The sequence below is a fragment of the Thalassovita autumnalis genome (assembly GCF_001458255.1).
GTDB lineage: Bacteria > Pseudomonadota > Alphaproteobacteria > Rhodobacterales > Rhodobacteraceae > Thalassobius > Thalassobius autumnalis.
In genome coordinates this window covers 44,981-65,399 of record NZ_CYSB01000025.1, presented here as the reverse complement: position 1 = coordinate 65,399, position 20,419 = coordinate 44,981, and the positions used below count along the sequence as shown (strand labels likewise).

General features: G+C 59.4%; 15 protein-coding genes and 1 tRNA gene. 9 read left to right on the top strand and 7 right to left on the bottom strand.

The features are described 5' to 3' along the window. Nucleotides 1-54: 54 nt before the first annotated feature. Nucleotides 55-606, bottom strand: coding sequence for a TetR/AcrR family transcriptional regulator (locus TL5118_RS06315; protein ID WP_370701673.1), 552 nt, complete (start codon nucleotides 604-606; stop codon nucleotides 55-57). A 231-nt stretch (nucleotides 607-837) separates the two neighbouring features. Here TL5118_RS06315 and TL5118_RS06310 point away from each other — a divergent pair, with 231 nt between their 5' ends. From TL5118_RS06310 to TL5118_RS06305, 3 genes are all read left to right on the top strand, one after another. Beyond that, nucleotides 838-2,052 (top strand): trimethylamine methyltransferase family protein, encoded by a 1,215-nt coding sequence (locus tag TL5118_RS06310; protein ID WP_306345399.1) that lies wholly within the window; start codon nucleotides 838-840, stop codon nucleotides 2,050-2,052. Further along, entirely contained in the window at nucleotides 2,042-2,416 is a 375-nt protein-coding gene (locus TL5118_RS21750; RefSeq protein WP_306345398.1) for a trimethylamine methyltransferase family protein, read from the top strand. Before TL5118_RS06310 ends, TL5118_RS21750 begins: the two co-directional genes overlap by 11 nt. Nucleotides 2,417-2,490: 74 nt before the next feature. Continuing rightward, entirely contained in the window at nucleotides 2,491-4,536 is a 2,046-nt protein-coding gene (locus TL5118_RS06305; RefSeq protein ID WP_058241826.1) for an NADH:flavin oxidoreductase, read from the top strand. A gap of 259 nt (nucleotides 4,537-4,795) precedes the next feature. Here TL5118_RS06305 and TL5118_RS06300 read toward each other — a convergent pair whose 3' ends face one another. The 3 genes from TL5118_RS06300 to TL5118_RS06290 all read right to left on the bottom strand — a co-directional run bounded on the left by TL5118_RS06300 (nucleotide 4,796) and on the right by TL5118_RS06290 (nucleotide 9,825). After that, on the bottom strand, nucleotides 4,796-5,569 hold the full coding sequence (locus TL5118_RS06300; protein WP_058241825.1) for a hypothetical protein: 774 nt from the start codon (nucleotides 5,567-5,569) through the stop codon (nucleotides 4,796-4,798). A gap of 98 nt (nucleotides 5,570-5,667) precedes the next feature. Further along, nucleotides 5,668-9,093: a hypothetical protein gene (locus TL5118_RS06295; RefSeq protein ID WP_165590024.1), complete on the bottom strand. Its 3,426-nt coding sequence runs from the start codon at nucleotides 9,091-9,093 to the stop codon at nucleotides 5,668-5,670. Nucleotides 9,094-9,740: 647 nt separating this feature from the next. Then, nucleotides 9,741-9,825, bottom strand: a tRNA-Leu gene (locus TL5118_RS06290). A gap of 169 nt (nucleotides 9,826-9,994) precedes the next feature. On the opposite strand from TL5118_RS06290, the gene TL5118_RS06285 reads away from it, so the two are divergent. Then, nucleotides 9,995-10,489, top strand: coding sequence for a Hint domain-containing protein (locus tag TL5118_RS06285; RefSeq protein WP_082638144.1), 495 nt, complete (start codon nucleotides 9,995-9,997; stop codon nucleotides 10,487-10,489). 56 nt (nucleotides 10,490-10,545) lie between these two features. On the opposite strand, the gene TL5118_RS06280 is transcribed toward TL5118_RS06285, so the two are convergent. After that, nucleotides 10,546-12,297 (bottom strand): bifunctional ADP-dependent NAD(P)H-hydrate dehydratase/NAD(P)H-hydrate epimerase, encoded by a 1,752-nt coding sequence (locus tag TL5118_RS06280; protein WP_058241823.1) that lies wholly within the window; start codon nucleotides 12,295-12,297, stop codon nucleotides 10,546-10,548. Nucleotides 12,298-12,549: 252 nt separating this feature from the next. On the opposite strand from TL5118_RS06280, the gene TL5118_RS06275 reads away from it, so the two are divergent. The 4 genes from TL5118_RS06275 (at nucleotide 12,550) to TL5118_RS06260 (ending at nucleotide 16,262) form a co-directional block, all read left to right on the top strand. Continuing rightward, complete coding sequence (locus TL5118_RS06275) at nucleotides 12,550-12,888, top strand: P-II family nitrogen regulator (RefSeq protein ID WP_058241822.1); 339 nt, start codon at nucleotides 12,550-12,552, stop codon at nucleotides 12,886-12,888. Between the two features lie 33 nt (nucleotides 12,889-12,921). Next, entirely contained in the window at nucleotides 12,922-14,328 is a 1,407-nt protein-coding gene (glnA, locus tag TL5118_RS06270) for a type I glutamate--ammonia ligase (RefSeq protein ID WP_058241821.1), read from the top strand. Between the two features lie 173 nt (nucleotides 14,329-14,501). Further along, entirely contained in the window at nucleotides 14,502-15,344 is an 843-nt protein-coding gene (locus TL5118_RS06265) for a tetratricopeptide repeat protein (protein ID WP_058241820.1), read from the top strand. Between the two features lie 96 nt (nucleotides 15,345-15,440). Beyond that, nucleotides 15,441-16,262: a lytic murein transglycosylase gene (locus TL5118_RS06260; protein WP_082626119.1), complete on the top strand. Its 822-nt coding sequence runs from the start codon at nucleotides 15,441-15,443 to the stop codon at nucleotides 16,260-16,262. Between the two features lie 74 nt (nucleotides 16,263-16,336). Here the strand turns inward: TL5118_RS06260 and TL5118_RS06255 are convergent, their stop codons facing one another. After that, complete coding sequence (locus TL5118_RS06255; RefSeq protein ID WP_058241819.1) at nucleotides 16,337-17,122, bottom strand: heme-dependent oxidative N-demethylase family protein; 786 nt, start codon at nucleotides 17,120-17,122, stop codon at nucleotides 16,337-16,339. Between the two features lie 550 nt (nucleotides 17,123-17,672). Between TL5118_RS06255 and TL5118_RS06250 the strand changes: the two genes are divergently transcribed. Beyond that, entirely contained in the window at nucleotides 17,673-19,415 is a 1,743-nt protein-coding gene (locus TL5118_RS06250; protein ID WP_058241818.1) for a hypothetical protein, read from the top strand. Nucleotides 19,416-19,956: 541 nt separating this feature from the next. On the opposite strand, the gene TL5118_RS06245 is transcribed toward TL5118_RS06250, so the two are convergent. Next, nucleotides 19,957-20,391 carry a DUF6314 family protein gene (locus tag TL5118_RS06245; RefSeq protein WP_058241817.1) on the bottom strand — a complete coding sequence of 145 codons (435 nt, stop codon included), beginning with the start codon at nucleotides 20,389-20,391 and terminating at the stop codon, nucleotides 19,957-19,959. Nucleotides 20,392-20,419 lie beyond the last annotated feature (28 nt).

The following is a 20,419-nucleotide window of genomic DNA, read 5'->3' as shown; positions in this document are numbered from 1 at the left end:
CTGAAATGGTGCTGTCTGGGCCTAGATTGACAGGGATTGGCGGCAAAGAGCCACTCAGCCGCCGTGACGGGCGCGGAAACGGTCCACTTCGCGCCTCGTGGGGCGCTGACCGGTGTAGACTTCGATGTAATCCGGCATCCGCGCCATCCGCTGGGTGGGGTCTTCTTCGATCTCCATCGAAATATAGCCGATCTGGGTGTAAAGCATGGTCAGCGCACGCACTTCGGCCTGATCCGCGTCATAGTCAAACCGCAGGAACATCGCCGCCATCGCCTCTTTGCGTTTGGCATCCTCGGCGTCCAGCCGGACCTGCAAAGCGGCATCGTTGCGCGCCCAATTGCGGATCGCCAGATCAAGGCGGGCATCAAACAGATCGCCATCCAGCCAGCAGTCAAACAGGTTGAACAGCGCCTCGGCAATGCTTTCGGCATAGGCTTCGGTGCGGGCGACCAGATTGCCAGTGTTCTTCTGCTCCCAGCGGTGGATCATCGCCTCCAGCAGTTCATCGCGGTCTTTGAAATGCCAATAGAAGGAGGTGCGCGACACCCCCAGCCGTTTGGCCAGCGGCATGATCTTCACCGCATCAACGCCGCTTTCGGTCAACATATCATAGGCCGCCTCAAGCCAGGCAGCTTCGGATCCGGTTTGTGTCACGCTTTGGTCCATGACCTCACAGCTAACAAAGCTGACAGGGATGCACAAGTTTATTGACACATGTGTCGATTCTGTGGACGCATATGTCAGGAAGTGGATCTCGGAAGAGAGATTCCCCACCCCTTTCCCGGATGGATCAGCCCCAGATGGACCCGCACAGCAGCAAGCAAGGAGGCGAGCGCGATGACTCAAGATGTGAAACCCCGCAGAAGAAGCGCACGCCGAAGTACGGGCCGGGCAGACCGTGGCGGGCGCAGCGCCAAGGGTGGTGAGAACCTGCATCTGCGGGTGCCCTATATCACCCGCGGCATCCCGACCTATGATCTGCTGGATGAGGGCAGCCTTGAGAAAATCGAGGCCACAGCCGAACGGTTACTGTGCGAAATCGGGATTGAGCTGCGCGATGATCATGAGGCGATGCGCCTGTTCAAAGAGGCCCGCGCCGAGGTGCGTGAAGAGGGCGAAGACGTCTGGCGGGTGAAGTTCCACCCAGGCCAAATCCGTGAAATTCTGCAAACCGCACCCGAGACATTCACTCAGCACGCCCGCAATCCTGCAAATAACGTGCAGATCGGTGGCGATGCGATGGTGTTGGCACCGGCCTATGGTAGCCCTTTTGTGATGGATCTGGATGAGGGCCGGCGCTACGGCACCATCAAGGATTTCCGCAACTTCGTGAAGCTGGCGCAGTCCTCACCCTGGCTGCACCATTCCGGCGGCACCATCTGTGAGCCGACAGACGTGCCGGTGAACAAACGCCATCTGGATATGGTGCACGCCCATATCCGTTATTCAGACCGGGCGTTCCTCGGCTCAATCACCGCGCCGGAACGAGCCGAGGATTCGATTGAGATGTGCCGCATCCTGTTTGGCGCTGAGTTTGTTGATCAGAACTGCGTCATCATGGGCAATTTCAACACCACCTCACCCATGGTGCTGGACGGTGTGACGGCAGCAGGGATCCGCGCCTATGCGGCGGCGAACCAAGGGTCCATCCACTTGCCCTTCCTGCTTGGCGGCGCGGTGTCGCCGCTGACCATGGCCGGTTCTATCGCGCAATGTCTGGCTGAAACCCTGTCCAGCTGCGCGCTGGCCCAGCTGACCCGCCCCGGCGCGCCGGTGGTGATGGCGGGCTTCCTGTCGTCAATGTCGCTGCGCTCCGGCTCACCCACCTTTGGCACGCCGGAACCGGCACTGGGATCACTGGTGATGGGGCAGCTGTCACGCCGCTGGAAGATCCCGCTGCGCTGCGCTGGCAACTTCTCGACCTCGAAACGGCCGGACGGTCAGGCGATGCAGCAGGCGATGATGTCGATGATGTCCGCCGTGCAGGGGGGGGGCGAATTACATCCTGCATTCGGCCGGGTTCCTCGATGGGCTTTTGTCGATGTCTTATGAGAAATTCATGATGGATGTGGACATGTGCGGCGCGCTGCACGCCTATATGAAGGGGCTGCAGGTGACCGAAGAAACCCTTGGGTTTGAAGCCCTTGCCCAGTTTGGCCCCGGCGAGCACCTGTTTGGCACCGACCACACGTTGCGCCATTATCAGACCGCCTATTGGGACACAGGCTTTAACGACGATCAGCCGTTTGAAACCTGGGATGAACAAGGCAGTGTAGACGCCGCAACGCGGGCCAATGCACAGTGGAAACAGGTGCTGAATGAGTTCGAGGCGCCCTATCTGGACATCGCCAAGGATCAGGCGCTGCTGGATTTCATCGCCCGCAAGAAGGCATCGATGCCGGATGCCTGGTACTGAAAGAGGTGACCTGAAACAGGTGATCTGACGCCGCCCCAAACCCGCATGCCCATAAAGCCAGCCGAGAGAAGACCATGTCCAAAGACCCGCTGCTGCAACCCTACCAGCTGAAGCACCTGACCCTGCGCAACCGTATCATGACGACTGCGCATGAACCCGCCTACCCCGAGGACGGTATGCCGAAAGCGCGCTACGCGGCCTATCACGCCGAACGCGCCAAGGCGGGCGTGGCGCTGGCGATGACGGCAGGCTCCGCCGCGGTCAGCCGCGACAGCCCGCCGGTGTTCAACAACATCCTCGCCTATAAGGATGAGGTGGTGCCCCACATCCAGCGCCTGACCGATGCCTGTCATGAACATGGCACCGCAGTGATGATCCAGCTGACCCATCTGGGGCGGCGCACCGGCTGGAATAAGGGCAACTGGCTGCCTTCGGTCTCATCCTCAAAACACCGCGAACCGGCGCATCGGGCCTTCCCCAAACTGGCCGAAGATTGGGATATTGCACGCATTATCAGCGACTTCGCCGATGCAGCGGAACGGATGCAGGCCGGCGGTATGGACGGGATTGAGGTGCAGATCTACGGCCATCTGCTGGATCAGTTCTGGTCCCCGCTGACCAATGATCTGGAGGGTCCCTACGGCGGCCAAACCCTGGAAAGCCGGATGGCCCTGCCGCTCGCGGTGATTGACGCGATGCGCCAGCGCGTAGGCGATGATTTCATCATCGGGGCGCGCTATACGGCGGATGAGGCTGAGGCGGGCGGTATTACAGCTGCCGAGGGGATCGAGATTTCCAAACGGCTGTGCGACACGGGACAGGTCGATTTCCTGAACGTCATCCGCGGCCGGATCCACACCGATCCGGCGATGACAGATGTGATCCCGGTGCAGGGCATGAAAAACGCGCCACACTTGGATTTTGCCGGTGAGGTGAAGAAAGCCACCGGCATGCCGACCTTCCACGCCGCCAAAATCCCCGATGTGGCCACCGCGCGCCATGCGATTGCGTCAGGCCTGTTGGACATGGTGGGCATGACGCGGGCGCATATGGCCGATCCCCATATCGTGCGCAAAATCGTCGAGGGGCGCGAGGATGACATTCGCCCCTGTGTTGGCGCAACCTATTGTCTTGACCGCATTTATCAGGCGGGCGAGGCGCTCTGCATCCATAACCCCGCCACTGGGCGCGAGCTGGAGATGCCGCATGAAATCGCCCCTGCGACGGTCGCAAAGAAAGTGGTGATTGTCGGCGCTGGCCCCGCCGGGCTGGAGGCTGCGCGGGTGGCGGCGGAACGTGGCCATGACGTCACCGTGCTGGAGGCCCAGCCCGATCCCGGTGGGCAGGTGCGGCTGACCGCGCAGTCCGAACGCCGGCGTGAGATGATCAGCATCATTGATTGGCGCATGGCCCAATGTGCGGCGCGTGATGTGGCGTTTCATTTCAACACCTGGGCGGAAGCAGAAGATGTCACCACGCTGGAGCCTGACGTGGTGATCGTGGCCACCGGTGGCCTGCCAAATGTGGAACTGTTTGAAAGCGGCAAGGAGCAGGATCTGGTTGTCACCTCCTGGGATCTGATTGCGGGCGATGTGAAGCCCGGCCAGAACGTGCTGATCTATGACGAAAGCGGCGACCACGCCGGGCTGATGGCGGCCGAGATCGCCGCGCAGGCTGGCGCCAAGGTTGAGGTGATGACCCCCGACCGCACCTTTGCCCCCGATATCATGGGGATGAACCTGGTGCCCTACATGCGTGCCCTGCAGGACAAGGATGTCACCTTCACCGTCACCCGTCGCCTGAAAGCGGTCGAACGTGCGGGCAACATGCTGAAAGCGGTGATCGGCACGGATTATTCCGATCACCTGTCCGAACTCCACTACGATCAGGTGGTGGTGAACTATGGCACCCTGCCGATGGATGATCTCTATTTTGATCTGAAACCGCTGTCTTCAAATTTGGGCGCGGTGGACTATGACGCGCTGATTGACGGGCAGCCGCAAAATGTGACGCGCAATCCCGAGGGGCGCTTCCAGCTGTTTCGCATCGGCGATGCGGTCAGCGCGCGCAACACCCATGCCGCCATCTATGACGCGCTGCGGCTGATGAAGGACATCTAGCAGCGAACGCAGCCACCATTGAACGCGCACCCCGGTCTGACAGGTACCCTGTCCAGGCCGGGGGTGCTCAAGCAGCACGGCAGACAAAGACAAAGACAAAGACAAAGACAAAGACAAAGACAAAGACAAAGACAAAGACAAACGCCCAGAAGGTTCTGTCCCGGTTTAACAAGCGATTACCCAAAAACAAAAAGGTCTGCAGGTCCGTGAGTACCGGACCGGCAGACCCTAGAACTTAGGGCACCCTGAAAGGTGTGCCTTATTCGACGACGGTATCGTTGTAGACCTGCGTCTGTTTGGCTGCAGCCTGCATGAAGTTGCGGAACTGGTTCGGCATCATCCGTGGCGACACGGCAGAGCCGGAAAATCCGCGGCTGACGAAATCCCGGCGCGACGAATTGCCGAAATAGATGCGGAAACCAGCTTCGACGCTCCACTTCTCAGTGTCGTGGACATAGCCGGCATTGGTGTAAAGCGAGTAGCTGTTGCTGGCGGAGCCAAATCGTTTTTCCAAGGACAGGCTGGTCGTGCCGTCTGTCACGCTATCGAAACTATGTTCGATGCCGACACTCAGGTCTTCAAACGGAAATGCCGTGATCGCGATGCCACCGAAGGTTCCCTCTTGGAAATCATACTGCTGCCCAAAGTAGCCCAGGACTTCATAAGAACCAGAGGAATACACCCCTTCCAGACCGATCTGCTTGGCCGTTGACCCGCCGCCGGATTCGGATTTCATGGCGGTTGCGAAAGCACCAACCTGCCAGTTGTCATCCAGTTCCCAGATGCCGTGGGTGGTCAGGCCGCCAGCAAAATCGCCGTCCATCGCACCTGCCATGGCGTCAATCTGGAAAGAAAACGGCGAGTCGGTCCGCACACGTGCCGAACCGATCACGTAGCTATAGTCGACATCACGGTAGCTACCCACACCGAAATCGACATAGCTGCTGACCATGTCTTGTGCCTGAACAGCGCCAGCGACACTGGTTGAACCAATCAGCGCGGATGAGAAGATGAGCCAGTTTGACTTTGTCATGAAACTTGTAACCGTTCTTAGAGAAGTGCCTTAAAACTTCGGGCGTTGAGCCCATATATTCATACAACGTACAGGCTAACAATAACTTTATCTACTCGTTATTTTTGCAACCAGTCAGCTTCCAGCCCAACGACATCCTCAAATTTGCCCGATGCGCTGCGCTGCAGTTGAGCCACCGCAACTGACGTTGCAGACAAAAGCGGGTGAACGGACGCCCTGAGAACATCCGTCAGGCGCTGGTCAATCCCCGGCGGCGGGGTTGCGGTTGCTTCGTACTCGACCTCAATCCGATTAGGATGCGTCTGTACCAGCCTCAAATTGCTGGCACCAAGGATCTTGGCGAGGTCTGACAGGGTGCGCCCCGCAATCCAGCGCCGATCCCCGTTTGGTAAAACGATCATATTCCTGCGGCGCCCATGCACCTGTTCGATCGTGGGCCCCGAACGGCCGCAGGGACAGGGGCTATCGGCGAGTGTCACATAATCGCCGATCTCATACCTGATAAAGGGCATCGCATAATTGTAGAGGCTGGTCAGGACCACGCGGCCGCTCTGGCCCGGCAGAACCTGCTGGTTATTTTCATCCAGCACCTCCACCAAAACGTTGGAGGTGCAGATATGCAGGCGGCCCTTCTCATGTTCACATTGGACGGCGATCTTGCCAAATTCCTGACAGCCGTAGCTGTCGAGGATCCGAGCGCCAAACGCCTCCTGACAGAGGGCGCGGATCTCCGGCGTGACCACTTCGCCCGCAGTCAGCACATAATCGAAGCGCAGCTTTTCATTGTTGCGCAACCCCAGCCGGGCAAGTTCGGCCACAACAGACGGATAGGTGTTGAGGTAATCGGGCCGGATCATGCCCAGCCAGTCCAGCTGTTGCGCCATCGGTGTATCAACCGAGAGCGAATAGAAGGGGGCATCGGGATTGAAGGTGTTCCAGCTGCGCTGACGTCGCATCCCCGGAAATGCTGCCCCCTTCTCGCCGTAGCTGCGGATCCCTGCATAGCTGCCTGCCATGTCAAACCCGTGCCAGCGATACATACGCTGCGTGACGGAGCGTGTTGCCAGCGTTGCCATCCGGTTCCAACGCACCGTCAAAGGTGAGCCTGATGACCCCGAGGTCGAGACGGTGGAAACCTCCCCTCCTTCAGGTGTTGTGTCGCAGTGCATCCTATCGCCCAGAAGGCGGACGTCGCGCCGTTGCAAAATGGGCAGCGACAGCCAGGCGTCAGGTGAAAACGCGCCGTTGACGAACACATCCTTCAAGTGATCGCGATAAAACGGGCTGTGCGCTTTTGCCTGTTCTACCAGCGCAACCAGCGCGTCCATCTGGGTTTCGGCCAGAAATTCCGCGGGCATGGTTTCAAGCGCTGCCAGCGAGGCATCAATCTGCTCCGCCAAAACCTCGTCTGAGTGAGTGACCTCTTTTTCAAAGGCATGTTCAGAGGCTGCTTTCTGAATCTCGTCGCCTTTGCGCCGCAACAGATCGATCACAGCCTTGGCGTAGGGTTGCGGGGCGTCAGCTGTGCCACGCTGCGTATATGTGGTGATACCGGGGGAGCTGTTGATCTCCAGCACATGCCAGTTGTCGCCTGTCGCGGGTTGGGTCCGATCGCCGATGATCGTGTCCATTGCCCCTATACGCAGCCCTGGGATGGCCGCAAAAACAGATTTGGCGAGTTCATAGTATTCGGGGTGGATATCGCCGCTGCTATCTGTGCCATCCAGATAGGTTGTAAAATAGTTAATCGGCGACAGGGAAACCTGCTGCCCAACCGCTGGCACGCTCTCCAGCTGCAGAGACTGCGAAAACAGATGGTGTACCAAATCAGCCCCACATGCGACGTTGCGCAAGCGACCGGTGCTAGGGATCTGGTCATTAAAGGCCTTGAGCAGTTGCAAAATGGTGCTGCACCCATCGCCTGTGACATCGGCCCGAACGCTTTGCAGGGTGCCGACAATATTCGGCTCGACATAGATAAAGCGCACATCCTCACCGGAGACTGTCTGCTCCACGATGGCCTCACGAAAGCGCCTGAACACCGCCTCCAGCGCATGGGTGACCTGCGCCTCTGTCGCGCATTTTGTAAACACGAGGATACCGCCATGCCCCGCCGCCGGCTTGATACAGACCGGGATGCCCTGCGCGAGGAAGTGGTCTTGCGCATAAGCCATGGCGCCCCCCATCTCAGAGCGCTGGAATGTGCGCCCTTCCGGTGCATTGAGACCCTGCTGTTTGAGAAGCGCCTTGGTAGCAGATTTGTCAGAAGTCAGCGGAACCGCTGGGCCATTGATGTGCCCGCGCGCACCATCCCCTAACATGATGCGGATCGCACCGTTTGCGACGGAATACTCGTGCCCAGCGAGTTGAAATGTTACGGAATTGATCGGCTCACTGTCCGGTTCAGGCGCGTAGGTCGCAACCTGATAGGGAATGTGCGCCATCGCCAGTTCCCGCGCCATTGCGCGTGCTTCGGGGTCGATCCCGCGCAGGTCCGGATCTGCATCGTCCAAAGCCGAGGGCGCATAGTTTGGCAAGGGTGTCATCTGCCACACCTCGTCGCTGCCCAGCATCGCCAGCAATGCGTCGCTGATTTTTTCGGCCGTGTCAGCATCCGCCGCGCAAAACGGGGCCGGATCCGCGTAGGGGATGACATTGCGCAGCACAACGTCAGCGCCAGATTGCAGGCATGCCCCCTTGGGCGCGAACAGTTCAACCGCACCGTAAGGCATTCCCCCAACGGCGGTGAGTGCGGCCTTGGCAAGCTGGGCAAGTGCGCCGTCATGTTGCCGGTCCAGCGGGTCACTCAGCGCACCCACCTCATAGCCTGACGCACCATCCTGTATCTGCCCGAGTTGAACCCGCTGGCCCGCCTCCGGTCGATCCGTCAGTTTCAGCCCCTGGCGATCAAGCGCCCGCATCAGCGCCGGGCGAAGGCTCAGGGCGTCAGCGGTGTCTTCCGCGCTGTTGCGCGCTGAAATCAACTGATAAATCGTTTGGACACCATCACCGGTCACGCTGGGCGGCGCGCGGCGCTGCGTCGCCTGCACAATACCGCCAACCAGATACACATAGATATGCTGCCCCGGGTGGAGTGGTTCCAATGAGACCACTTCGCTTTGCTCAATCATCTCCAGCGCGGCGGCACGCAACGCATCCACTGCCTCGGCATCATAGATCTGAGCGTTCCTGACGTCCCCGGTCAGCCCGTTTGCCCCATCCGCCATCAACCGCACGAAGCCGGGCGCATTATCGGATGGGTCGCAGACCGTTTGCAGGGCATCGTCAATCTGCGCCGCATCCGCAAGACAGGCCGACCAGACCGGCAGGCCCTGCCCCATCAGAACCGCACGCAATGCGCCGCGGCTGGAACAGATCGCCTCCGCCCCCTGATTGAGGCGGCGCCCTGCACGTCTGGGGCGCAATCGCGATACAAACTGGAACACGCCCTTGCGGCGCAAAAATGGGCCATTGGGATGGTCAATCCGCGTCCAATGCGCCTTGGCGCGTGGTTCGCCCAACACTTCGACCTCATTGCAGGGGATGCCCCTGCGTTTGGCCGCACTCAAAAAAATGTTTGCAAATTGATCTGGTCTCATGCCGTGGACGCTACAACCTAGACGCCGCAAAGCACAATCCATGCTATTGAATTGGCGATAAGTTTTTCGACAGCTGAACAGCTTAGGCTTTGGGGAGAATGCCGCGCGCAACCGCGTGCACGTTCACAACACCCGGGCGTCCTGTCAAAGCAGACAGCGTGGTGGGCTGGCACTCAGGGTATTAGTTTAGAGCTTGCACCCCAACAAAGCCAACCTGCGCCTCAAACGGCTCATTTTCATCGGTAAAGGCATGACCGCCCGCAGAGACGCGGGTCGCTACTGCGCCGGTCAGCGGCATGAGGGTCTGACCAGCGCACCGAACGCGCAAATGGCATACAGCACCAGACAAATAAAACTCGCAGAGTGCGCCTTAATGGACATGCCAATACGGCCAACTTATTGGAACCCTTGGGTTGTATCTTGATGGTGAGCTCATCACCCGGACACGGGCGGCGCGCACCGGTCACGACATACTGGCCAAGAAGAGCCAGCTGTAGGGTCATGCGTGACGAATCAACCCGGCATAAACCGCGCCCAGGGGCGGTCTGAAAACTGCTAAAAGTCGGAAAAAATGGTGCGGGTGAAGGGACTTGAACCCCCACGCCTTGCGGCGCCAGAACCTAAATCTGGTGCGTCTACCAATTCCGCCACACCCGCATCCGGTCAATGAAACAAGCGATCACAGCTTGCTTCGCAGAGCCGCTAGATAGCAAACAGTTTCAGAAGATGCGAGAGGAAATTTTTACTAAAAAACAGAAGACAAGGGACGTTATCCACAGTAAGCTGCTTGTATAAAAAATACAGGCAGAGCAGTAGGACATAGCCCATGAAACCGAAAACGGTCGGGGCGCGGCGTGGCGGGATCGCCACTAAGGCCCAATCGGAGTCTATCTTTGGCATATTGCCAGGGACTCAAATCCTGACTTTGGACGGCGCATTGCCGGTCGAAGTCTTGGCTCCAGGAGACAAGATCATCACCCGAAGCAGCGGTGTGGCGATGCTGAAAGGCGTCGAACACGGCTACCAGATGTGCGAAACCGTGCGCGTACGTGCAGGATCGCTGGGGCATGATCGCCCAGGTATGGACACCGTCCTGCCCTCCCATCAGAAACTTTTGATCCGGGATTGGCGCGCCAAGGCCCTTTATGGCGAGCCCCAGAAACTGATCGAGGCCAAGAGCCTGATCGACGGTGAATATCTGCGCCTGCAGCCCAAAGCGCGGCACATGGTGTTCCGGCTCTACTTTGATGAGCCGCAGGTGGTTTACGCCGACGGGCTGGAGCTGGAATGCGCCACAGCCACCATTCGCATGACGGCCTGAGCCACACGCGACAGAGATGAGAAACGGGCCTGCCAGATGCGGGCCCTTTTTCGTTGTTACACCTCTTTTGCCAATAAATCGTTAAGCACCCGCGGCAGCTGTTCCGGCAGATCCTCGGCGATCAGCCCGGGCCCAAAGCTGCGGGCACAGTCTACATGCAGATAGGCCGCTGCTGCCGCCGCCTGATGCGGCGCAAACCCGCGCGCCAATAGACCGGTGATGAATCCCGCCAGCACATCCCCTGCCCCGGCGGTGGCCAGCCAGGGGGCGCTGCGTTCATAGCTGGCGGAATGCACCGAACACTGGCCCGACGGATCGGCGATCACCGTATCCGCCCCCTTGAACAACACGGTACAGCCGGCCCGCGCCGCTGCTTCACGCGTGGCATCCACCTTGGAATAGGCCGGGCCCTTGGTGGCGGGCGCCTGCAGTTTGGCGGCAATGTCGGGGAACAGCCGGGCAAATTCGCCGCCATGTGGGGTCAGAACGCAGTTTTCATGCACCATGGCAAACAGCGCCTCTGGATCCTCAGCAAAAGCGCTCAGCGCATCGGCATCCAGAACCGTTGACCGCGCGGCCGCCAGCGCCACCGGCACCAGATCACGCGCCCGCGCCAACCCCAATCCCGGCCCCAGGCAGAGCGCATTGAGCCGCGCGTCCTCCAGCACCTCAGCCAGCCCCGCCGCATCCGCCACCCGCGTCAGCATCAGGGCCGTGATCTGCGCTGCAACCTCCATCTGCGCAGACGGCGGCACGCCAAGCGTCACCAACCCCGCCCCAATCCGCAACGCGCCACGCGCCGCCAGCCGCGCCGCCCCTGTTTTGCCAGATCCACCGGTCAGAACCAGCGCGTGACCGTGGGAGAATTGGTGCACTCCGGTGGTTTTGCCGAGATAGGTTGAAGGTGCCTCAATCAACCCCGCAACAACGCGCCCAAGTCGCGCCTCGCCCGTCAGCTTCTGCAACGCCTTCCGAGACATCGCATCGCCCAGCTCAGCATGGCCAAGTCCAATGTCCTTGACGACGACCTTGTTGCAGGCACTTGGGCCACCCGCCAAGACGTGCCCGGGCTTTAAGGAATGAAATGTGACCGTAAGAGCCGCCGATATTTCCTCACGGCGCCTGTCTGGCTCATCGGTGTCGAGGTAAACACCTGAATCAGAGCAAACCCCGCTGGGCAAATCCACCGAGACGACGCGAACACCTGGGTATGCCTGCCGTTGAAGTTCCGGCGCGAGACGCCATTCTGACAAATGTGTAACCCAGCCTACAGCGTCAAAGCCCTGAAGAGGGCGCGTCAAACCTGTGCCAAACAAGGCATCAATTAACACCGTTTCGGTCGTGTATATGGATGGATCAAGCCGGAACGCGTCCTCCCCATCGTCTACATATTCCGTCACCACCCCAATCTCACACCAGCGCTCATAATTCACCCGCGCATCCGGCGGCAGTTTGTCAGGGTCGCCATAAAGAAACACCTCCACCACCCAGCCGCGCGCGGCCAGCAGGCGCGCGACCACAAATCCGTCGCCGCCATTGTTGCCCGGCCCGCAGAGCACCACAGCTTTCAACGTTTCAGAAATACTCTGGGGGGCGGTCGCAGGCCGGGGGGCAAGGCCCCCTTCCGCCGCATCAGCCGCGCGCGCGACCTCGGGCATATCGGCTGCCAGCTCCGGCCATTCCTCAAAAATCGCCTCCACCACGCCCTGCCCGGCCCGTTCCATCAATTCCAAACCGGTGACCTGCCCCGACTCGATCGCGGCCTGCTCAATGGCGCGCATCTGTGCAGCGGTTAGCAATTGTGTCATCTTTGCCCTCTATATCTGCCTGTAAATCCGGCAATTGGCGATCCGCGTCGCCGCAAAAGTTTTCAAAACGCCTTAATTTTGTGCATCTCGCACAATTCTTGACCTGCCCTCAGAAAAGCGCCCGCAAAATGGGCTGACTTCACCCTATCCGTTTGAGCCTGCCGAGGGAAAGTGATCTGACGTCATTCAACGCAGTTCGGCCAGTGGAGGGGACGCTCCGCAACGGCCCCGTTTAGCGAGGAGACCCGGGCGATGAAGAAGATCGAAGCGATCATCAAGCCGTTCAAATTGGACGAGGTGAAAGAAGCGCTGCAAGACGCAGGCATTCAAGGCCTGAGCGTGATCGAAGTAAAAGGCTTTGGGCGCCAGAAAGGCCATACCGAGCTGTACCGCGGCGCGGAATACGTGGTTGATTTCCTGCCGAAAGTGAAAATCGAAGTGGTGCTGGACGACGATCTGGTCGACGGCGCTGTTGAAGCGATCATCGACGCGGCCAAAACCGATAAAATCGGCGACGGCAAGATCTTTGTCAGCCCCGTCGAACAAGCCATCCGCATCCGTACCGGTGAGACCGGTTCGGACGCCCTGTAATCCACCCAAATTCTTAACAGAAGGGACAAGAGCATGAGCGCAGAAGCCGTTCTCAAGCTGATCAAAGACGAAGACGCCGCCTACGTGGACATCCGTTTCACCGACACCCGCGGCAAGCTGCAGCACGTGACCGTGGATGTGGACCTGGTTGACGAAGACTTCCTGGAAGAAGGCTTCATGTTCGACGGTTCCTCCATCGCTGGCTGGAAGTCGATCGAAAACTCGGACATGAAACTGATGCCCGACACTGAATCGGCCTATGTCGATCCTTTCTACGCCGAGAAAACCATCGCGATCCATTGCTCGATCGTTGAGCCCGACACCGGCGAAGCCTATGAGCGTGACCCGCGCGGCACCGCCCAGAAAGCCGAAGCTTACCTGAAGTCCTCGGGCATCGGTGACGTGGCCTACATGGGCCCGGAAGCAGAATTCTTCCTGTTCGACAACGTGCGTTTCGCCAACACCATCAACAAAGTGTCCTACGAAGTAGACGCGGTTGACGGTTCGTGGAACACCGACACCGAATATGAAATGGGCAACACCGGCCACCGTCCGGGCGTCAAGGGTGGTTACTTCCCTGTGAACCCGATCGACGATGCACAGGAAATCCGTTCGGAAATGCTGTCGACCATGAAGCGCACCGGCATGAAAGTGGACAAGCACCACCATGAGGTTGCCTCCTGTCAGCACGAGCTGGGCCTGATCTTTGACAGCCTGACCAAACAGGCCGATGAGCTGCAGAAGTACAAGTACATCATCCACAACGTAGCCCACGCCTACGGCAAATCGGCCACCTTCATGCCGAAGCCGATCTACGGTGACAACGGCACCGGCATGCACGTGAACATGTCGATCTGGAAAGACGGCAAGCCGCTGTTTGCTGGCGACAAATACGCCGACCTGTCCCAGGAAGCGCTGTATTTCATCGGTGGTGTTCTGAAGCACGCGAAAACCCTGAACGCCTTCACCAACCCGTCGACCAACAGCTACAAGCGTCTGATCCCGGGCTTTGAAGCACCTGTTCTGCGCGCCTACTCGGCACGCAACCGTTCGGGTTGTGTCCGTATCCCATGGACTGAATCGCCGAAAGCCAAACGTGTGGAAGCCCGCTTCCCCGATCCCTCGGCCAACCCCTACCTGTGCTTCGCAGCTCTGCTGATGGCCGGTCTGGACGGCATCAAGAACAAGATCGATCCGGGCGAAGCCATGGATAAGAACCTCTACGATCTGCCGGCCGAAGAACTGGCTGACATCCCGACCGTATGTGGCAGCCTGCGCGAAGCTCTGGACAGCCTGGCGGCCGACCATGACTTCCTGCTGGCCGGCGACGTGTTCACCAAAGACCAGATCGAAGGCTACATTGAGCTGAAGATGGAAGAGGTCGAAACCTACGAACACACCCCGCACCCGGTTGAGTTCGGCATGTACTACAGCTGCTAATCCGCACCCGCGGTACGCAGAAAGGGCGCCCCATGGGGCGCCCTTTTTCGTGGGGCGCTCCGCCGGTCCTTGCAGCCACCACCGCTGACACCACGTGGGTTCTGCGGGCTTGAACCCGGTTTCAGTTGCCGCCATGCTAGGAACTGCGAACAAACGGATGAGATGAACGGCCTATGGATCCCCTCAGCCTCTGGGACTTTGACGATCTGCTTGCCAGCAAGGCGCGGCTGGAGGCGGCGCTGGCCGCGGCCACGGCCCCTCAGGATCAGGCGATCTGGCTCACTCAGCTGGCACGGATGGCGGGGCTGGAGGGCGATTTCACCCAAGGTGAGCTGCTGCTGGATCAGGCCGAAGCGATAGGCCCCACTGCCGCAACAGCGGCGCGTATCACCTTGGAACGGGCGCGGCTGGCACGCGAAGAGGGCCGCAGCGCTATGGCGGCCACCGGGTTTCATCAGGCGGCCGGACAGGCCCGCGCGGCGGGTGCCACCGATGTGGCACTGGATGCGCTGCACATGCAGGCCATCGCCGCACCGCCCGCCGTGGCCCGCGCCATTGTGGATCAGGCCGAGAGACTAACGCGCGAGGCGCCGAGCCAACGCCATTGGCTGGGCCCGTTTTACAACAACCTCGGCTGGGCCCTGTTCGAAGCGGGCGAGATCGCCGAAGCGCTGGAAATGTTCAACCGCGACAAGGCTTTGCGCCGCAGCCTGGGGGCAGAAAACGAACGCCGGGTCGCAGGTGTGAACGCCGCCAAGATGCTGCGCTATCTCGGCCGCAATGCCGAAGCGCTGGACCAGCTGCAGCGGCTGGTGGTGGAGATCGGGCCGCAGGGCTTTGGTCTGGGGCTGGTGTTTGAGGAACGGGCGGAATTGGCCTTTGCTACGGGCAAGCCGGAAGAGGCGCGCCATTACGCCGATGAAGCCCGCCGCCTGTTTGAGGCCCGTGGCATGAGTGCGGATCAGCAGCCCTCGCGCTTTGCCCGGCTGAGCCATCTGGCCGAACCCACCGGCTAGGCCCGTCCCCCCGCCGCTGAGGCCGGGCTTGACGCGCCCCCCTCACCTGCCTGACCCTATGCATATTCAGACCACGCCCTTTTCCGGAGGTTGCCGATGCTGCGCGCCCTTTTCACACCTGCCTTCACATTGACCTTGTCCCTGACCTTATCCCTCGCCCTGCCCCCCGCCGCCACGGCGGCCACCTGCGGCAATAGCGCGGTGGGCTTTCAGGCCTGGAAACAGGATTTCGCCAGCTACGCCCGCAAAAAAGGCGTGAAGCAACGTGGCCTCGCCGCCCTTGCCGGGGCGCAGTATGCCAGCCGCACCATCGCCGCCGATCGCAACCAGAAAAGCTTTCGCTATTCACTGGACAAGTTCATGCAGATCCGCGGCGCCCCCACCATCGTGGCGCAGGGGCGCAAACGCAAAGCGCAGGATGCGGCGTTCTTTGCGGCACTGGAAAAACGATATGGCGTTCCGGCCGGCGTGATCCTGGCCATTCACGGCATGGAAACCGGCTTTGGCCGTTTCATGGGCGACAGCAATGTGGTCGATGCCATCAACACGCTGTCCTTTGACTGCCGCCGCCCAAGTTTTTTCACCCCACATGCGCTGGCAGCGCTGCAGCTTGTGGATCGCGGCGGGCTGAGCGCAGACACTTTGGGCGCCAAACATGGCGAGGTGGGCCACACCCAGTTCCTGCCCGGCAATATTCTGAAATACGGTGTCGACGGTAACGGCGATGGCCGGGTTGATCTGACGAACCGGGTGGATGCGCTGACCTCCACCGCGAACTTCCTGAAAAAGAAAGGCTGGCGCCGCGGCCGCCCCTATCAGGAGGGCGAGCGGAATTTCAAAGTCATTCAGGAATGGAACGCCGCAACAGTCTATCAACAGGCCATTGCACTGATGGCCGCCCGCATTGACGCGCCTTAGGGTAATGCGCCCCTACCCCTTTCAATGTTCCCCAAATACTCATTGCCCCCTCACCGCAGGGTGCCAGACCTCAATCAGCCCGCAACGCGGGCCGGTCCCGCCGCCAGGGCGCGGCCCAGATCGCCCTCCAGCATGAAGGTGTGAATGGAAAACACCGCCGCACCGGTCTGCGGCAGGCGCAGGATGCATTGCTTTTCTGAGCGCAGGAAAGAGGCCTCCTCCTTGCTGACCCATTCGCGGTGGTCAAATTCCGGCCTTGGGTAATACAGCTCACTAACGCCGTACCACAGGATGTTGAACCGCCAGAGCGGCCGGCCGGGGCGCACACCGTCAAACAGCCGCTGCACCCGTTTGGCCAGGCTGGCGTCATATTCGTCCACCGGCACATGGATCGCGATCAGCGGCTTGCCCAGCTTCTGCGCCAACGTCCAGCTGGAGGGGAAACACAGAACCGCGCCGGTCAGCACATGTTCGCCGCCCTCTGCGTCGCCCTGTTTTTGCAGAATACACAGATCCTCCTGCACCAGATGGCCAAGGGTGGCCAACGGATCGCTGCGGTCAATCTGCACCCGCTGACCATCAGGGCGCAGCACGGTTTCCGCGCTCACAGTGAAATCCGGGCGGCTGGCCAGTTGGCTCAGAACCAGATCCAACAGCTCCGCCGCAGGCTCTGCCGCTTCGGGCAGCAGACCGATCACCTTGTCGCGTTTTTCCGCAATCAACTGCGCGCGGTAGGCCATCTGGCCGAGGTAAGCCTCATCCACATGTAGCCAATCGGCCATATCCAACGGCTGGATCCCCGGCAGGGGCCGTTGCGCGGATAAATCATAGGGCAATTTTGTCTGTAAGATCTGTGTCATAGCCCCCGATCTAACAAAAAACGAAATAAATTGAAAAGAGCGCTAAACATCCAGATGGCCTAGGCCGTTAGGTATATCAAGCCGCTGCAAAAAGAATGGCGGCATGGCATGAGGCTTGCACACCCCTATCGCATGCAAGTGGTAAAAACGCCTGTCCCAGGCGTGAAAACCCCGCGCTTTTTGCGCCGACCTTTGGTGACTCGACTTAACGAATCACCCGAGTCGCATTGGCATGGGAAAAGACCAGAGATCGCCCCGGAGAGGGCGAAAAATTCGACATGGTCACGACGGCACCCCGCCGGATTTTAGGATAAAATTTTGCGCTCTTAAGGCGAAACGACACCTCCTTTGGGGGGTATCGGACCTCGAATAAGTCGGCAATTCCGGCTTGCCGTGGACTTGGCACGGGGCCTTCCACAGTCTCCATCTCAGAAATCTACATCAGGCAGCTCCCCACCTATCGAGCATCAAAAAAATAAGGTTGGGAAGCGTCCGAAAAATCGAAGCGAACACCCTAACCACCTTTTCTTGACGAAAAGAGGGAGCAGTAATGATTTATCTGAACGCACAGTCTCTGGGCGCTAATGAGTACACACAAGAACTCTTTGGGGCCAATGTTTTGTCCAGCCGGGATCAGATCGGCGAAGACGGCACCTATGATGAAAAAGTGGCCGCGCTTGGCGTGGAACACATCCGCTATCCCGGTGGATCGCTGACCGAAGACTATTTCGATCTGCGCAACCCCGACAAAGAGACGGCGATCGATCCCGACACCGGCAATACGGTTGAGCTGCTGCCTTACAGCGAGTTCATGTCTTATGCCGAAGACAACAACATCGACGTCACGGTTGTGCTCCCCACGCGCTATTACCTGAGCCAGGAAGAAGACGCGAGCGGCCACCGCACCGAAGCGGTGGATGATCAGGTGCTGCGTGATTTCATCCGCGACACGCTGGACGGCAAATATGGTGAGCCGACCATCCGCGGTTTTGAAATTGGCAACGAATACTGGGGCAGCGGTGAGATGACCGCGCTGGAATACGGTCGTGTCTCGGCCCGTATGGCCGAGATTGTGCATCAGGAAATCAACGCCCACCCGCAGGCAGAGCTGTTTCAGGACATCGATATCCTGGTGCAGAACGGGCAGAACTACGGCTCCTCGCGCCTGTCCAATGACTATGACCACTTCCTGACCGGCGAAGAGCAGCTGGCGGCGGTGATCGAAGATTATAACCTGGGCGATCTGGACCCCGAGGTCTTTATCTACAATTCAGGCGATGTGGCCTGGCCGAAGGTGATGAATGAAATCATCATGTCGGAGTATGACAAAGCCTCTGAGATCGAAGCGGTCGATGGTCTGGCGCTGCACATCTATTCCAAAGGTGCTGACAACCCTGGCAGCCGCGATTTCGATCTGCGCACGGTGGAACAGACCTGGGACGAACGGTTTGGTGAGCTGGAAAAGCACATCACCGAATGGAACCTGAAAGCGACCCACAATTGGGACGTGACCGAAAACTACGGTCTGAAACAGGCCCATGAAATGCTGAACATGACCGAGGAGTTCACCGAACACGGTGTCGACTCGGGCTTTGTCTGGGCGATCCAGCAGAACAACCTGACCAACCTGGCCGGCAATGAGGGCGAAGACGTGCCCCTGACCGTCCCTGGTGAGATGTTCCGCATGATGAATGAGGTGCTGCCCAACACCACGGCGCTGGATCTCAGCCCCGATGATCGCGATGAACATGAGGTGACCGAAGAGGAAACCTCGGTGCATGCGTTCTACAGCGAAAACACGTTTGTGACCTTTATCGCCTCCAACAACGATGAGGCGCAACAGACCGAGATTGACTTCAACCAGATCCTGGAGGCCGGTGGCACCATGCGGGTTGAGGTTCTTGGGGTTCAGGACGGCTACAGCCCGACCGACAGCAACAGCCCGGCGGAAGTGACCCAACTGGATCCGGCCGACGTCTTCCGAGACGGCATATTCACGGCCGAGCTCGACGCTTATGAAATCATAAGGGGCGTGGTCGAAGATCCCAATTATACCGAGGACTTCGACAGGATGGTGAAACTGGAACAACAAGCCAACAGCGACACCGAACCAGACGACGAAGTCCTGATTGTCACCCCAAGCGAACCCGACCAACCACCCGCACAACCACCCGCAGAGGAGAACGAACCACCCGCCGAAGAAGAAAGCCCAGACGACGGCGGGGCAATGGAAGCAGGAATGAGCGGCCTCTTAGGTTTCCTCCCCCTGCTGGCTCTTCTGGGCGGCTTCTAAAACAAACAAACGACCTTGGGTGCTGACCCTGACTTCGGTCCAAAACAGAACCAAACATAGGATCTCATGATCTCTTCGACGTCACATTCCGAAGATTGAGAACGACGATCCAGCGATACGCGGCCAGGATCCGGCACGCATCAGCAAGGCTGAAGCAGGATTTCCCGGACACCGCAGAAAAAAATCCAAACATTCAGAAATTGCGCCGAAGTGTGTCTAATTGCGACCTATACTTTGGATAGATTCTTACCCCCCTCCGCCATCCCTGCTACCCCCCTCCGCAACGCAGCGCATGGCCCAAGGATATCCCCCATGTCCGATCTGATGCGCCGGCGCGCGATGGGCGATATCGCGCCGCACAAAGGGGCGCGGCAGGATCGTTGGGCTATATAGGATTGGGTCTGGCGGATATGCGGCACATGCAGATCTGGCGCTTACCACAGAAGGGAAAGGGGCGTTGCCCCTCTGCTTTCAAAATGGGATTTTGACCGCATTCACCCCAGAGTATTTGGAAAACGATGAAAGCGCCTTTCAATGATCCTCAAATACTCTCGACGCGACGGTAATTCGAGCGCATCACATAATCCTTACGCGGGCCTTTGACCGTCCAGGTCGCCTGCCAGTCGGGCCAATGGGCGAACTCCATCACCACATCATATTGATCCGGGCTGCACCAATGGGCGGCGGCGATCTGTGCGGCAGGTGTGAAGCGGAAGAACGGGCGCTCATCAGCAAAATACGTCGCGATCTCCGCGCCCTCTTGACGCCAGATGTAGCGCTGCTCCCCCTGCATCGGCGGCTGACCCGCCACCTGCAACGTACCGCTTTCGATCAGCATCAGCCCGTCCTCATGGGGGCGAAACTCGGCCCATCCGGTGAGGGTCATATCGGGACCAACGGCATTTGTGACCAAACGGTCAAGCTGCCAGCGCCCCTCAAAGGCAAAAAGATCAAGATTTACGGGGATCTCAGCCATGTTATCCGCCCTCCTACCCTTGTCGTAA